This is a genomic window from Priestia koreensis, from assembly GCF_022646885.1.
Classification (GTDB): Bacteria; Bacillota; Bacilli; order Bacillales; family Bacillaceae_H; genus Bacillus_AG; species Bacillus_AG koreensis_A.
In genome coordinates, this window is the sequence record NZ_CP061868.1 from 2295434 (window position 1) to 2311028 (window position 15595).

17 protein-coding genes are annotated in these 15595 nt (G+C 41.3%); 2 read left to right on the forward strand and 15 right to left on the reverse strand.

From position 1 onward, the window contains the following. Positions 1-2 precede the first annotated feature (2 nt). The 3 genes from IE339_RS11675 to IE339_RS11685 all read right to left on the reverse strand — a co-directional run bounded on the left by IE339_RS11675 (position 3) and on the right by IE339_RS11685 (position 1522). Positions 3-518, reverse strand: coding sequence for a CcdC protein domain-containing protein (locus IE339_RS11675; protein ID WP_242167646.1), 516 nt, complete (start codon positions 516-518; stop codon positions 3-5). Positions 519-652: 134 nt separating this feature from the next. Further along, on the reverse strand, positions 653-1078 hold the full coding sequence (locus tag IE339_RS11680; RefSeq protein ID WP_242167648.1) for an organic hydroperoxide resistance protein: 426 nt from the start codon (positions 1076-1078) through the stop codon (positions 653-655). A gap of 6 nt (positions 1079-1084) precedes the next feature. Then, positions 1085-1522: a MarR family winged helix-turn-helix transcriptional regulator gene (locus IE339_RS11685; protein ID WP_242167650.1), complete on the reverse strand. Its 438-nt coding sequence runs from the start codon at positions 1520-1522 to the stop codon at positions 1085-1087. Positions 1523-1659: 137 nt separating this feature from the next. Between IE339_RS11685 and IE339_RS11690 the strand changes: the two genes are divergently transcribed. Beyond that, positions 1660-1887: a hypothetical protein gene (locus tag IE339_RS11690; RefSeq protein ID WP_242167652.1), complete on the forward strand. Its 228-nt coding sequence runs from the start codon at positions 1660-1662 to the stop codon at positions 1885-1887. A 57-nt stretch (positions 1888-1944) separates the two neighbouring features. Here IE339_RS11690 and IE339_RS11695 read toward each other — a convergent pair whose 3' ends face one another. The 12 genes from IE339_RS11695 to IE339_RS11750 all read right to left on the reverse strand — a co-directional run bounded on the left by IE339_RS11695 (position 1945) and on the right by IE339_RS11750 (position 13434). Then, positions 1945-4278 (reverse strand): heavy metal translocating P-type ATPase, encoded by a 2334-nt coding sequence (locus IE339_RS11695; protein WP_242167654.1) that lies wholly within the window; start codon positions 4276-4278, stop codon positions 1945-1947. 281 nt (positions 4279-4559) lie between these two features. Beyond that, positions 4560-5933 (reverse strand): sensor histidine kinase, encoded by a 1374-nt coding sequence (locus IE339_RS11700; RefSeq protein ID WP_242167656.1) that lies wholly within the window; start codon positions 5931-5933, stop codon positions 4560-4562. Next, positions 5930-6604, reverse strand: coding sequence for a response regulator transcription factor (locus IE339_RS11705; protein WP_242167658.1), 675 nt, complete (start codon positions 6602-6604; stop codon positions 5930-5932). The genes IE339_RS11700 and IE339_RS11705 overlap by 4 nt, the downstream gene beginning before the upstream one ends. 113 nt (positions 6605-6717) lie before the next feature. Further along, positions 6718-6942 carry a hypothetical protein gene (locus tag IE339_RS11710; protein ID WP_242167660.1) on the reverse strand — a complete coding sequence of 75 codons (225 nt, stop codon included), beginning with the start codon at positions 6940-6942 and terminating at the stop codon, positions 6718-6720. A 47-nt stretch (positions 6943-6989) separates the two neighbouring features. Beyond that, positions 6990-8714 (reverse strand): ABC transporter ATP-binding protein, encoded by a 1725-nt coding sequence (locus IE339_RS11715; protein WP_242167662.1) that lies wholly within the window; start codon positions 8712-8714, stop codon positions 6990-6992. Positions 8715-8837: 123 nt separating this feature from the next. Then, a complete protein-coding gene (locus IE339_RS11720) occupies positions 8838-9578 on the reverse strand; it encodes an SDR family oxidoreductase (RefSeq protein ID WP_242176173.1) in 741 nt (246 codons plus the stop codon). A gap of 43 nt (positions 9579-9621) precedes the next feature. Further along, the gene (locus IE339_RS11725) at positions 9622-10068 is read right to left on the reverse strand and encodes a GNAT family N-acetyltransferase (protein WP_242167664.1); all 447 of its coding nucleotides are present in this window, start codon (positions 10066-10068) and stop codon (positions 9622-9624) included. 248 nt (positions 10069-10316) lie between these two features. Beyond that, complete coding sequence (locus tag IE339_RS11730; protein WP_242167666.1) at positions 10317-10526, reverse strand: hypothetical protein; 210 nt, start codon at positions 10524-10526, stop codon at positions 10317-10319. 157 nt (positions 10527-10683) lie between these two features. After that, a complete protein-coding gene (locus tag IE339_RS11735; RefSeq protein ID WP_242167668.1) occupies positions 10684-11274 on the reverse strand; it encodes a GNAT family N-acetyltransferase in 591 nt (196 codons plus the stop codon). Positions 11275-11368: 94 nt separating this feature from the next. Further along, a complete protein-coding gene (locus tag IE339_RS11740) occupies positions 11369-12190 on the reverse strand; it encodes an MBL fold metallo-hydrolase (protein ID WP_242167671.1) in 822 nt (273 codons plus the stop codon). Positions 12191-12273: 83 nt separating this feature from the next. Beyond that, positions 12274-12918 (reverse strand): NUDIX hydrolase, encoded by a 645-nt coding sequence (locus tag IE339_RS11745; protein WP_242167673.1) that lies wholly within the window; start codon positions 12916-12918, stop codon positions 12274-12276. A 69-nt stretch (positions 12919-12987) separates the two neighbouring features. Next, positions 12988-13434 (reverse strand): DUF4385 domain-containing protein, encoded by a 447-nt coding sequence (locus IE339_RS11750; protein ID WP_242167675.1) that lies wholly within the window; start codon positions 13432-13434, stop codon positions 12988-12990. Positions 13435-13876: 442 nt separating this feature from the next. On the opposite strand from IE339_RS11750, the gene IE339_RS11755 reads away from it, so the two are divergent. Then, positions 13877-15493 carry an APC family permease gene (locus IE339_RS11755; RefSeq protein ID WP_242167677.1) on the forward strand — a complete coding sequence of 539 codons (1617 nt, stop codon included), beginning with the start codon at positions 13877-13879 and terminating at the stop codon, positions 15491-15493. Positions 15494-15595 lie beyond the last annotated feature (102 nt).

A 15595-nucleotide genomic window follows, 5' to 3' on the forward strand; every position in this document is an offset into this window, starting at 1 on the left:
TCTCATGAAATGGGCTTCGTCTCCAAATATTTTTTCCCTTTTCCATAAATATAAAGATTATAACCAATATAATACGTCGCTAGCATGAAGAAAACGATCATCGTAAGCGGGTCACTCGCAAAATGCTTTCCGTAGCTCGCCTGCGTTTCAGGATCAATTTTCATGATTTGGATGAAACGATAAAGAAAGCGACTTAAAAATAAAAATAACACGATTGATTCAATCCAAATATGAGTGCGATAATAAAGAAGGCTTTCACGCATTTCGAGCTGACTGTGCTTTTGAGCATAGCTAAGAAGGATGATTCCGCCAACAATTCCGATCGCATCGTACAAATAAGAAATAGGATGAACAGCGCTGTTTATTAACAACAAGACGGCGATGATAGAAAAAAGGATCGCACGAATAAAGAGCCGCCTCACTTTAAACAGCTGAAAACCAATGCTTCTTTTAATCCGACGGTATAAAATGAATGCAATAATGACAAATGAATAGATGTAGGGCTGTACGTGCATCATTTCCCCCCTCTCATTTAACGTATGTGAAGACGTCTCATTATATCACACTCACAAATACCATTAAATGGATAAAAATATCATAAACGTTCTCATTGCAAAAAAAGCTTTCCTTAGTAGGAAAGCTTTTTTTGCCATTATTCTGCTACTGTTAAATTGACTTGAACATTACCGCGAGTTGCCTTAGAGTATGGGCATACTTGGTGTGCCGCTTCTACAAGCTCTTGAGCTTGATCTTTTGGTACACCTTTTACCTTTACAATAAGCTCCACTGCAATTTTAAATCCGTTATCTGATTCATCTTTTCCAATGCTTACTTCTGCTGTTACTTCTGTTCCCTCAACTTCTTTGATTCGTTTTTTATTGATCACAAGGTTCAGAGCGCTGTCAAAGCACGCAGAATATCCAGCTGCAAATAACTGTTCAGGGTTTGTTGCGTCGCCGCCTTTTCCGCCCATTTCCTTCGGTGTCGCTACGTTTAAATCTAACACGCCGTCGCTTGATTTAACGTGTCCGTCACGTCCGCCTACTGTTGTTGCTTTTGCTGTGTACATTGGTTTCATGATTCATCAATCTCCTTTTTGTAATGTTTGCGTAATGTGATGTAGCTGTTTTAACAGCTTGATGTACTCTTCGGTTGAAATACCAAATCGCGGCGCTACCTCTTCTGGTATACAAGCCGCCTCTTCTTTTAAAGAATACCCTTTTTCCGTTAATCTAATCATCACAATGCGCTCATCCATTTCGGAGCGAAGACGGGTCACTAATCCACCGGTTTCCATACGCTTTAACATTGGCGTAAGCGTACCGGAATCTAAAAATAATTGAGCTCCTAGCTCTTTTACACTCATTTCTTTGTGTTCCCATAGAACTAGCATGACTAAGTATTGTGGAAACGTAAGATCTAGTTTGGTCAGCAGTGGTCGATACATGCTTGTAATTTCTTTTGAACAGGCATACACGGCAAAGCATAGCTGATTTTCTAATTTTAACGTTTGATCATTCATTTTAAGCACCTACCAATTTTAATCGCACACAATTAAGTTTCACACAATACCTCATAAAATGCAAGGACAGCTTCTTTTATTGACCAAGACAATGACTGGTGGGATAATAGTAAAACATGAAAATTGAGGTGACAGGTATGGAGTTAATTTATTGCAAAGAAGATGTTCTAAAAAAACTAAATGACTACGTCGAAGTATATCCCCCAGTCGTCTTATTTAAAAAAGGGAATACGTACGCGATTTCTCAAGATGCGAACGGCCAGTGGATCGCGTTTGATGAAGAAAATCATCCTCATCTTCTCTCCGCCTTCTCAACATTAGAAGAGGATTTTTGGTTTAACGCGCATTTTGAGGTACGTTCGTAATACTGCATAGAAAAAAGGAACTTGCTCATAGGAGAGAAGTTCCTTTTTTCTTTTTCCTTATTCGCTTTTTAGCACTCTCATTGCATTGAGTACGGCGAGCAGCGTCACACCAACATCTGAGAACACTGCTTCCCACATTGTCGCAATACCAAAAGCACCGAGAAGAAGAAAGATGCCCTTTACACCTAATGCAAACACGATGTTTTGCCACACGATCGACTTCGTTTTCTTCGCAATATGAATCGCTTCAGCAATTTTTGACGGTTCATCCGTCATAATGACCACATCAGCTGCTTCGATCGCTGCATCAGAGCCGAGTCCACCCATTGCAATGCCAACATCAGCTCGCGCAAGAACGGGTGTATCATTAATACCATCTCCGACAAAAATCACTTTTTCGCGCTTTGTTTTTGACTCGTCTATTTTCTCAAATTGTTCCACCTTTTGATGTGGCAGAAGCTCTGCATAGATTTGATCAACTTGCAAATCCTGCCCTACTTGTTTGGCTACCCTTTTTGCATCACCCGTTAGCATAACGGTCTGCTTCACACCTAAACGTTTTAATGCTGCAATAGCTTCTTTAGCATCTGGTTTTATTTCATCTGAAATGACGAGGTGACCCGCATATTCCCCGTCTACCGCTATATACACAAGCGTTCCAAGAGACTCCACCGGTGGACATGCGATTTCGTGTTGCTTCATCCACTTTTCATTACCCGCAAGAACGCTTCGGCCGTAAATCATAGCTTCTGTTCCGTACCCAGCTGTTTCCTGATAGTTGGTAATTTTCTTTTCGTCTATCTTTTCCTTGTAAAAGGATCGAATAGACCCCGCAATAGGATGCGTTGAGAACGCTTCGGCATGTGCTGCATAGGCAACAAGTTCATCTTTTGATACATTTTGTGCATGAACGTCTGTCACTGTAAATGTACCTTTTGTTAAGGTGCCAGTTTTATCAAAAACCACATACTTCACTTGCTGAAGGGCTTCTAAAAAGTTGCTTCCTTTTACTAAAATACCACGCTTTGAAGCTCCACCAATTCCCCCGAAAAAGCTAAGCGGGATGGAGATTACGAGTGCACACGGACATGAAATGACTAGAAAGACAAGTGCGCGGTATAGCCATTCTGAAAAGGTCGCACCCGTTACAAAAAGCGGTGGAAGAACAGCGAGTGCAGCAGCCCCTACAACAATTGCAGGTGTGTAATAACGAGCAAACTTCGTAATGAAATTTTCTGTTGGCGCTTTGCGATTGCTTGCATGCTCCACAAGCTCTAAAATTTTCGCAACCGTTGACTCCTTGTAAGGCTTCGTTACTTCAATGGTAAGCAACCCGTTTAAATTAATGCTTCCACTTACTACGTCATTTCCTACTTCCACATTTCGAGGCAGTGACTCACCTGTGAGCGCGGACGTATCAAGCGTAGACTGTCCCTCTACTACATGACCGTCAAGCGGAATTTTCTCTCCTGGTTTGACAACAATGTAATCCCCTTGCTTCACGAGTTCAGGTGACACTTTTTTCGTTTCTCCGTTTCGTTTTACGTGCGCATATTCAGGCTTTATATCCATTAACGCGCTAATGGATGCCCGGGAGCGGTTCACGGCTAGGCTTTGAAAGAGCTCCCCTACTTGATAGAACAGCATGACGGAAACGGCTTCAGGGTATTGCCCGATCGCAAATGCACCAATGGTGGCGATAACCATTAAAAAATGCTCATCGAACACCTGACCTCGCCATATGTTACGAATCGCCCGTAAAACTACATCTCCTCCTACTAGAAGGTACGCACAAATAAAAAGAGAAAGCTCAAGCTCAAATGGAAGAGCGAAAATGGCCGCTACTGCGGTCATCACCCCACCAATACCTAACCTCGCAAGTAGCGGGGTGAACGTCTTTTTCGTTGGTGAAGCAGAAGATTCTTCCTCGGCATCCACCACCTGTACATCTGGCTCTAAGCGCTTCACAATTTGCTTCACACGCGAGATCACGTCTTCACGCTGAGCAAAATCAGCGCCTGTAATGGTTAACTTTTTCGTGGAGAAATTCAATCGTGCTTCACGAACGCCTTCTAATCCTGCGGTTTCATGTTCGATTTTATTCGCACAGTTTGCACAATGGAGACCTTCTAACGTTAAAGTAATCGTGTGCGTTTCCTTCGGTTTTACTTGAACGTGAGGTTCGATTTTTTGAACAATCCGTTCTGCTTCCTTCGATGTTTCACTTATTGACGTTACAGGGCTATCAAAAGACAGCGTTTTTGTTGCGAAATTGACGATGCAGTTTTCAACATCATTTATTTGTTGAATAGAGTGTTCAATTTTCGATGCACAGTGCGCACAATTGAGCCCTTCTAATATAAATTCTTGTTTTGTTTTTTGTTTCTCCACCACCGATGCCTCCCATTTCATCTTTCATCTATAGAATTTCCTAAGTGGATCTAAATGATTTAACTGAAAAAGCTGCTCGCACAATACCAGCTCACTACTGAACATGGTACTGCAAATGAATATATGTGCAATTATTCATAAATGCTTTCCATAGTATATGTGAAAAGGAACGTTTGGATTGTACGCGATCACCTAATATTTTCACTATTTCGTTTAATTATAACATCCTTATATGAGTAATTGTTCAAATAAGCATATAAAAGTAAAAAAGCCGAATGATTTTACATTCGACTTTTTCCACCACCATTCAATGGTAACGTAACCGTAAAAATAGATCCTTTTCCAATCTCGCTTTCTAACCCGATGGAACCATTATGAATCGAAACGACTTTCTTTGTAATCGCTAGTCCCAATCCGTTTCCTTTGCCACCGCGAGATTTGTCTGCCTTATAAAAGCTTTCAAAAATATAGCGCTGATCTTCTTTGGAAATACCGATTCCGCTATCTGAAATGATACAATGAGCGAATCCGTTCTCTTCGTTCAGTGCAACCCCAATTTTCCCACCTTCTGATGTATAGGTCATGCTGTTTGTAAGTAAATTCATCCATACTTGCTCAAGCAGATCACGGTCTGCCGTAATTCGAACGGCGTTCATATTCAAATCCAATTCTAAATCTTTTGGGCTCCACTGTGGCTCTAACGCTAAAATTACCGTTCGCAGCTGCTCGTCAAGCGAATATGTCGACAGCGTAACCGGATGATGCTCGGAGTCAAGGGACGCAAGCTTTAATAAATTCCCTCCGAGCTGTGCGAGGCGACTGCTTTCCTTTTCAATGATGCTTAAATAGCGAAGGCGGTCTTCTTGTGGAATGTGTTCTTCTTTTAGCGCATTCGCAAAGCCTCGAATCGATGTGAGGGGTGACTGAATTTCATGAGATACGCTCGCCACAAATTCTCGGCGCATCGTTTCAATTTTATTTAATTCTTTTGACATATGATTAAAGTGCTCCGTCAATTGTCCAATTTCATCGGCTGATTCATGCTCGACGCGAATATTATAATTTCCTTTTCCGATTTCCTTCATCGCTTTCGTCAGCTTACGAATCGGCTTTACGAGCTGTCTAGATAACAACGCAAACGATAAAATGCCTACGACCAAGATCGAAAGTAGCTGCACGAGCTGAACGTTTTGAATCGCTTTGTTTGGCTTAATCGGATCAGGCTGTAAAAATAACACGTATTTTTGTCCATCTTCTGTAAATGGAATTCCCATCACCATTCCCATAGGAGGTCCGTCCTTTGGCTTAGAGACTAAATAATCGTCTGAGGTTTTCAGAAGCTTGCGAACGTCCCCCTCCGTAATTCGGAACGGATGCTTTGAGTTCCCAAGGCGCTCGGCACGCATATTCTCATCGTAGATCACAAAAGAATACTGAAAAAAAGATGTATGATGCAGGAAGGACGCCAGCTCATTTGCATCCTCTTTTCCGTATAAATGAACGAACTCTTTCCCTACTTGCCACATGTCTTTTTGCAAGCGCTGATCAATTTCCTTGTCACGAAAGGAAGTAGATAAAATAAAGGACACGATCAAACTAAACACAATGGTTCCAATGAACGCAATTACTATTTTCAAGTAAATGGACTTTGTCATCCACACACCTCAAGCTTGTAGCCTAATCCTCGAATGGTTTTAATTTCAAAGCCTGTTTGGTGTCCGCCTAGCCTTTCGCGTATTCGCTTAATGTGTACATCGACCGTCCGTTCATCTCCGCCATAGTCAAATCCCCAAATTTTCTCAATAAGCTGATCACGCGTAAAAATTTTACCTGGTGTACTTGCTAATGAAAACAGAAGCTCGAACTCCTTTAAAGGAAGGTCAAAGGTTAGATCTGACATGCTCACCTCAAGCTTTTGACGATCTAGCTTGGTTTGTCCGATATGAATGAGCTTGTTTGCTTCAATACGATACCGGCGTAATAGTGCCTTCACACGAGCCATCATCTCAAGCGGATCGAACGGTTTTACGATATAATCATCGGTGCCCGCATCAAACCCTTTTAATTTGTCATTTGATTCACCACGTGCAGTGATCATAAGAACGGGAATATCAAAAAACTCTTTGATTTCCTTCGTTAAGCTCCATCCGTCTTTTAACGGCATCATAATATCAACGATTGCGAGGTCAATTCGATATTCCTCCATCTTCTCCCATGCTTCTTCTCCGTTTGCTGCCTCAGTGACCTGATAGCCTTCTTTTTTTATGTAAATCGAAATAAGTTCTCGAATATGGGCATCATCATCTGCTACTAATATGCGTATCATGCTTTCACCTTTTCTCTTCTAATCTTGTTTCTATTATCTTACACAACAAATATGAACTCAATATGAACAAGCCCATCTCTAAAGATGGGCTTGTTCGTTTCTCCTATTAAATACTACAACCAAAAAATCCCGATAATGGCTAATGCCCCTAAAATAAGCCCACCAATTTGTCCCACCATGTCGCTTGTGATGATCGGCTTTGACTGATCAAGCTTCGCTTCCTGCAACTCCATATGTAAATGCTCCACGGCTTCTTGTAGCACTTCCACCTGCTTTTTTAACTCGTCTACTTCCTCTTTTGGGACAATACTTGTTTCAGGGCGTTTTTCTAAATCCATCTTACCTCCCCCTTCTTCTTTTTATACGAGTCATCATCACATTGGTTTCAACTTTCTTCCCCTGCTTGAAACTGCTGTCTGACAAGTCCTCGGTAAAAATCATGCGTGTTCATTAATTCCTCATGAGTACCGACACCTGTAATCGTTCCATTTTGCATGACAATGATTTGATCGGCGTTTACAACGGTAGAAAGCCTATGCGCAATGACAAACGACGTTTTCTCCTTCATCATAGATTCTAGCGCTTGCTGTACGAGCTTTTCAGATTCCGAATCTAAGCTTGCCGTGGCTTCATCTAATAGAAGAAACTCGGGGTTACGAAGAATAGCGCGCGCAATCGCAATCCGCTGCCTTTGACCACCCGATAAGTTGATGCCGCGTTCCCCAACGAGCGTGTCATATCCTTGTGGAAATCCGCTAATAAATTCGTGGGCGTTCGCTTGAGTAGAAGCTTCCATGATTTCCTGATCCGTCACTTCACGCTGCAAGCCGTACATCATGTTTTCTCGAATCGTTCCGACTAAAATAGGCGAGTCCTGCTGCACGTAGCTAAATAACGCACGCCAATCTTTCAACTGATAGGCGTCACTCCGCTGACCGTTAAGACGGATGTCACCAGATGAAGGCTCATAAAAGCGTTCCATCAAAGAGAAAATCGTTGATTTCCCTACACCGCTCGGACCTACAAAAGCTGTCATCGTACCCGGCTGAGCGGAGAAGGAGACGTTCTTTAAAATAAGGTCTTTGCCGTAGCCAAACGCGACTTGATTAAACGTAAGCACACCCGACTCTTTTACAGCGATTCCGTCCTCATACGGTTCTTCTGTTTCATCTAAAATTTGAAAAATCCTCTCGGATGCCCCCTTTGTTTGCTGAAAGCTCGTCACAAAGCGTGTAAGAGAACTAATCGGTATCATGATTTGAAATAAATAAAGAACAAAGGCGACGAGCTCTCCGGCTGATATGTACGCAGCGCTAACGCGGTACGCTCCAAAGCCGACAATTGCAATGAGCACTCCTGTCATCACAGCACTCATGATCGGAGAAATGAGCGCTTCAATTTTCGCGCGGCGAATCCCAAATTGATAGAGCGAGTGAAACGATTCTTTTCCCTTATCAAACTCTGATTTTTCCGTTGTATAAGCTTTGATCAAGCGGATTTCGCCAAGCATTTGTGCTAAAAAGGCCGTAAGCTTTGACATGTGATCCTGCTGTTCTTTCGAAATTTTATACATCTTCCTTGCCATCGGCATAATGACAAGAAACGTCACTGGAATGGCAGCAAGTAAAATTAAGGTCATCGGTACATCAATCGTAATTAAAATGATGATTGCTACTATGACTGATAAGCTATTCGTAATAAACTCGATCATCTCTGTTGACAATAGATTCATGACAATCGTCGTATCATTTGTAATGCGACTGACCATTTCCCCAGATCGATTTTGGTCATAAAATGAGATCGGTAAATGAATAAATTTATTCCAAAGCTTCGTTCGCAGACGTTCAACAACCGCTTGTCCAATTTGTGCTAGTAAAAAGAGAGACACAGCGCTTGAAGCAATTTGAACGAAAAACAAACCGACAATGAGTCCAATCATGGATGGGGAAAATCCGTTTTGAAAGGAATCCATCAGCTGCTTAATAAAAATAGGAATAGCAAGGGAAACACCTGTGTTGAGCAATGATAGCACAAGTGAAACACCTAGCTTTCCTTTAGGCGGTTTCGTGAGCCTCCAAAGCTTCCGAAACTGAAAAGATGTTGATGTCATATACATGTACTCCTTTATCTTTCAATCTTACTCATTATCACATATTTTCTTCAAAAAGAAACATGCATACGCTCATCAACCCGCTCTTTTTGCCCACCTATTCATCATAAATGGGTCCAGCTTTTACATCACTTTATTTGTCGGACGCACAATGACTTCATTAATGTTTACACTCTCAGGCTGTGTGACCGCGTACACAACTGCACTTGCGATATCCGTTGGTTGGAGGGGATTCATGCGGCGACTTGCAAACATCTCCTTCACTTCTGGGTCTGTAATGTGATGAGTAAGCTCTGTGGAAACCGCTCCTGGCGACACGTTCGTCACACGTAGCCCAGATGCGGAAAGCTCCTTTTCCATTCCTTGTGAAATGGCGCGCACCGCGTATTTTGTTGCACTATAAATGGTGCTAGACGGAAAGATCTCATGACCCGCAACAGAAGAAACGTTGACAATATGTCCATGCTTTTGTTCGATCATCGACGGAAGGACGGCGTGAATTCCATATAAAACGCCTTTAATATTCACATCGACCATTCGTTCCCACTCATCGATGTGATCGTTTTTTAAAAAAGAGAGCAGCATCACACCTGCATTATTAACGAGTATATCGATCGTGCCAAATTCGTCTTTTGCTGCTTGCACGAGTCTTTCCATCTCTTCTCGCTTCGTAACATCTGTTGGCACAACAAGCGTTTTTGCTCCGTGCTTTTTTTCTAACTGAGAAGCTAGAGCTTCTAATCGGTCGCTCCGTCTAGCTGCTAACACAATATTCGCACCCTCACGTGCTAATTCATGGGCAATCGCTTCGCCTATACCACTGCTTGCACCTGTTACGATCGCTGTCTGATCGTGAAGCTTCATAAATAAACCCAATGTTATTCCTCCCGTCTCTATCTTTTTCTCATTATGGACGCTGTCGCTTTAACTCCATCATCTTTTCAGGTGTTTGTAGCGATGTAAACCCAAACTGCGCGTACAGATCATGTGCATCATTTGTTGCTAGCATTACACGTTTAATGTCACTTACCGCAGGATGTGATAAAACCACCTCGACCATCCATTTACCTAATCCTCGTCCTCTTTCTCCTTCTACTACAAATACATCAGCTAAATAAGCGAACGTCGCCTGATCTGTTACAAGACGAGCAAAGCCTATTTGCTTTTCATTCGATGGACTTCCCTTAAATAAACCAAAACTTAGCGAATTATGTATAGACTTTTGAATGACGTCGTAAGGACGCCCCTTTGCCCAGTAGGACGTATTATGTAAATAATCGCATATGAACAATTGATCGAGCCAGTCTTGATTCGTAGTAATGAAGTAATCTAGCGCTGGATGAGAAATTCGCATACTAAACCTTCCCTCTGTATATGTTGGAATATTTTTAGAATAATACAAATATTTTACTGTTGTATTTATCGTAGCTCTTTTTGGAATACCCGTCAATATGAAACTCTGCTATCGGTGTTCCAGTTCACCTTTGGTTTTCAAGTGGATTAAGCTAGTCTTGCGCTCTACTTGTCAACGAATCGCCAAATGAAAAAAGGCTTCTAATTGATTTCACGAACTGGAAATCAATTAGAAGCCTTTTTTGCTCGTCATTTTCTTCTTTTTCGCTGAACGCGATCCTGCCATTTACCGACTAACTCATGAAAGGAACTGTTAAAGCGCCAAATAAGTGCCCAGATAAAGGCATCGATGACAGCTGATGCAGGTTTGAGAGTACCTAAATAGGCAGAGACAGGGACAACATAAACCAAGCTAGTGATCGCAACTGCCACAACCAGTAGTTCAACATACACTTTCATTTTCATGAAATCCATTTGTTCTCCATCCTTATTAAATAGTCCCCTATATCATACGATGTTTATTTAGGAAAAGATAGCCGTATTTCATTTCATTTTATTTACAAATCAAATGCACTCTTTCACAAAAAAAAAGCCGCTTGATCGGACAAGCAGCTCGCTAATTAGTCATTTCATACGTGCGCAGGCGCTCCCATTCCTCACGAAGCATCCCCATTTTAATGGAATCATAGTATTCACCTTCAACGATGCGTGCTTTTCGAATCCGGCCTTCTTCCACCATGCCAATTTTCCTCGCAAGATTCATCATCCTCACGTTCCCTGACCAAGTGGAAATTCCTAAACGGACAATATTCATATGCTCAAAAAGATAATCGGTCCAAAGCTGAAAAGCCTCTGTTCCATATCCACCAGACCAGTAAGAAGAATCAAAAATAACGATGCCACTTTCCACCCAGTTCGTCACTTGATCTTCCCAATAACGACTGACGATCCCAATCAATTGCTGATCAGCTTCAATGACCATAATTGAACGGGCTTGATCCGTCTCACTTTCTTGCAAACGCATGCGAAATCCTTCTAAAAACTCATCAGGAGTTTTGTTTTTCAACTTATAATACGGCCCGTTCCATTTATGATGTTCTTGATCATCTGCTTCGTAATTCCAATAGTACATCTTGCGAACATCACGCTCCGTTAGGTCTCGAAGCGCTACTTTTTGCCCTTCTATTCTCAGCCTGTACTGTGTCATTTCATTCTCCCCTTCAACTGACCGAAAATTCAAACTTATTATACCATATCTTTCACAATGATCAGTTGATGATTTTGACCTATTTAAACAAGATTTATGTTTGAAACAACACGCCTCGTACAGCTTGAATATAACGCTCAGCAGACCGTTGAACAGCCTGATTTGCTTCCTCTTCCACAATACGATGAAAGGCATTATACAACCGGTTAAAACGAAGAGGTCGTACTTTTCCTTGTATCTCTTCTACTTTCTCAGGAGGAAGCGGAATTAGGTTCGGATAGCTGTACATAAAGCTTACCCATTTGCGGTCTGCTACAACTTGAATGACGTCACCAGTCAAAAGTACTCCACGTCCCTGATCTCCCCGCTCCCAATGAAGAACGGCTGCCCCTTTAAAATGGCCACCTAGACGATGCAGAGTCAGGCCTTCTGTCAACGTAAGCTTCTCCCCTGACCAGTAGATAATATGATCACTTGGTCGCATGACCCATTCCTTATCGTCTTCATGAATGTAGATCGGCACATTGAACGCTTCCGCCCATTCTACCTGTGTTGAATAATAATGAGGATGTGAGAGTGCAATCGCATCAAGTCCTCCTCGTTCCTTTATTTCTTCCATTGTTTTTTCATCCAGGTACGTAATACAATCCCATAACACGTTGTAGCCCTGGTGCTGAATAAGGTAAGCCGTTTGCCCAATCGCAAATTCCGGAACCGTTTTAATACTATGTAGAAACTCTTCCTCTTGAATCCATTCATTGTGAAACGATTGTTGCTGCATTTTTTCTAATGTTGTCCACGTCTGACCACTTGGACGAACGTATTGTCTTTCCTCTAAACATATTGGACAGCTCTTTGGTTTTTGTGACTGTTTTTCATATTGCACACCGCACGTTTCACAAATGTAATGATTCATATTCTCCATTCCTTCCTTGTTATCTCTTCTTCTACTATACAATTCCCTCCCATTTCCTTCTTCTCCCAAAAGACTGACTTTTCCTACAACTTTTGACCGATAAAGGAATGTAAATGCTCTCTGATTTTTATAAAAATCTCCTGATAAAAAGCTGAATCATGAGGAACAAACGCTTCTGTTCCAACCTGCTTTGCTAAACTGCGTCGAAAACCGGAACTGTCTTCTACGTAGCCCGCAATATGAATAGAGGTGTACGTTCCGCTCCATAATCCTTCTGCGTCCTCTAATCGAACTCTTGCCATTCCTGCTACCTCTTCCCGTTGAAGTACGTATTGATCGATGCTACATTTATTCACACCCAAAAATGTATGGGCAAGCTCCTTATCAATTAACGCTCCTCTCGTTACGCAATATTTTAACGTACCGAGAGATATTAGTTCCTCTAGTGTAACCTCGATTCCAATTTCTTCTTTCACCTCTCGCACACCATCCGCAACTGTTTCGTCCGCTAGCAAATGACCGGCAGCGGTAATATCAAAAAGGTTCGGATAATCTTTTTTCTGTGCGCTACGGAGCTGAAAATGTATGTATATCTGCTCGTTCATTATTTCGACGAACCAGCAGTGAAAAGCCTCGTGCCAATACCCTTTTTCATGTACCTCAGCTCTTGTTTTTACACCAATCGGACGCTCATTCTCATCAAAAATGCGGACAAATTCTGTTTCCATTTCGACTCTCCTCCTCTTCCCCTTCTATCATACCGAATTTATGTACGGAAAGGGACAGACGTAACGCTGTTAACCATATTTTTTCTGGTGCTCTTTCTTTTTCATCAAATAGTCTTCATCCTCACGTACTACTTTCCATTTCTCTTCGAAAATAGCCGCTGATTTTGCTTTTTCTTCATCATGCTGACGTTCCTTTTGGTTGCCACTTTCGTCGTATTTTCTTCCTCCTTTATAGTTGGTATATCTCCTTGCACGCGTGTACCCCATCTGCAGAAATTTTCTGGCCATGTCCATTCCAACAAAATCATCCGCTTTTTTGTACGCTAAAAATAGCTCATAAATTTTCTCAGAGGATTCTTGTGCTTCTTTTGGCGTCTTGAATTTCCAGTAGGGTAAAATCTCTTTTTTGTAAGGTTCTACGAGTAAAACTCCTTGTTCACCTCTTCCAACCCGATATTTTTCGGGATTTTTCCGGAAATTTATTTCATCAAAATTTAACGAGTAATCGAATGCCATTTCCGCTCCTCCTTTATCATTTTTATTGCATGTTTATATGCATACCTACCCTTTTCTATCAAGGGTTAGACACTTCCTAAAAAGGAAGGAACAAGGAGCTTCATTTTTGGGATTTATTTACTTTTAATGTAAATATAAGTTTTTTATTCAAAATGAAGAATTTTACGAATTTAATTTGTAAGCGCATACTCGCTTGAAACCTGTGAAAATCATGTTTAAGGTATATAGACAGAAGGTATAGTAAAAGGAGATTTGCACATATTACTACATATGCATTATCAAATTTTTATGATGATTTTAACGTATGTGCAATACTTTCAACCTGACAATAATTTTGTATAGTCTTGCGTAAATATACAGCAAGAAAAAAAGTTAGAGACAGGAGGGAAAGCGAAAAAAACGTTGGGTATTGGTTTTAACTTGAAGGAGGAACAATACATTTATGGGTGGAAAATTTAAAAAGACGATATCATTATTAGATCTTACCCTTATAGGTCTTGGGGCAATCTTTGGATCTGCATGGCTGTTCGCTGTCAGTAACGTAGCGTCACAGGCAGGTCCAGCAGGGAGCTTCTCATGGATCATTGGTGGGGTCATTATCCTACTAATCGGTCTCGTATACGCTGAGCTTGGGGCGGCACTACCACGAACAGGTGGAATTATCCGCTATCCCGTTTATTCACACGGACCGCTAGTCGGCTATATGATTTCTTTTATTACGATCGTGGCTTACACAAGCTTAATCTCAATCGAGGTAACGGCTGTACGTCAGTACGTAGACTACTGGGCAGGCGGTGTCCTGACAAAGGCTAACTCAGACTCGCCTACCATTCTAGGATGGCTTCTACAATTTGTTTTATTAGTAGCCTTTTTCTTACTGAACTACTGGAGTGTAAAAGCATTCGCAAAATCTAATATCATTATCTCGATTTTTAAATACGTTGTTCCAGTAACAATCATTGTTGTACTAGCTTTCCACTTCAAATCAGGAAACTTTACAGTGCAAGGATTTGCACCATTTGGATTTGATGGAATACAAGGTGCAATTTCAACAGGCGGAGTCATGTTCGCATATTTAGGTCTACACCCGATCGTTTCGGTCGCGAGTGAGGTTAAAAATCCACAGCGAAACATTCCAATCGCACTAGTGCTTTGTATTATTCTTGCAGCCGTTATTTACACAGCTCTTCAAGTCTTATTTATCGGCGCGATTCCGACAGATATGATTTCAAGCGGTGGATGGACATCTATTCAAGACAAGTTCTCTCTTCCGTTTAAAGACATCGCGGTTGTTTTAGGATTAGGCTGGGTTGCGTCACTTGTTGTGTTTGATGCGATCTTATCACCAGGTGGTAACGGAAATATCTTCATGAATACAACAGCTCGTCTTGTGTATGCATGGTCTCGAAACGGCACGTTATTCAAAACGTTTTCTAAAGTTGATAAAGCAACAGGTATTCCACGTTCGTCACTGTGGTTGTCACTTGGTTTATCTATTTTCTGGACACTGCCATTCCCTTCTTGGAATGCACTAGTTAACGTATGTTCTGTAGCATTAATTCTTTCTTATGCGATTGCTCCTGTTTCGGCAGCAACATTCTCTGTTAATGCCAAAGGATTAGAGAAGCCATTTAAATTAAAAGGCATGAACATCATTGCCCCTATTTCATTTATTTTTGCTTCATTTATCGTATATTGGTCTGGATGGAAAACAATTTCTTGGTTACTTGGATCTCAGCTGATCATGTTTGTTGTTTACTTAATCTTTGCGAAATACGTTCCAACAGACAAAGTAAAATTACCGCAACAGCTTAAATCTTCTTGGTGGCTTGTTGGGTACTACATCGTAATGCTGATCATTTCGTACATCGGTTCATTCGGTGGAGGTAAAGGTCTCATCGATACACCAGTTGATTTAATCATTATTGCCATTGTTTCCCTCGCTATTTTCTTCTGGGCGAAGTATAGTGGGTTACCAAAAGCAATGATTGATAACGATGATGAATCACCTGAAGAACACGCTGAGCATGAAAAAGCAGAAGAAAAACCTGCGCACTAAGACAAAAGGCGATCCCCTCAAAAAGGATCGCCTTTTTCTTTCTACATATATAGTTTACATAACAATATTATTGTTTCTATATAATCAGAAATTAAAAATGTA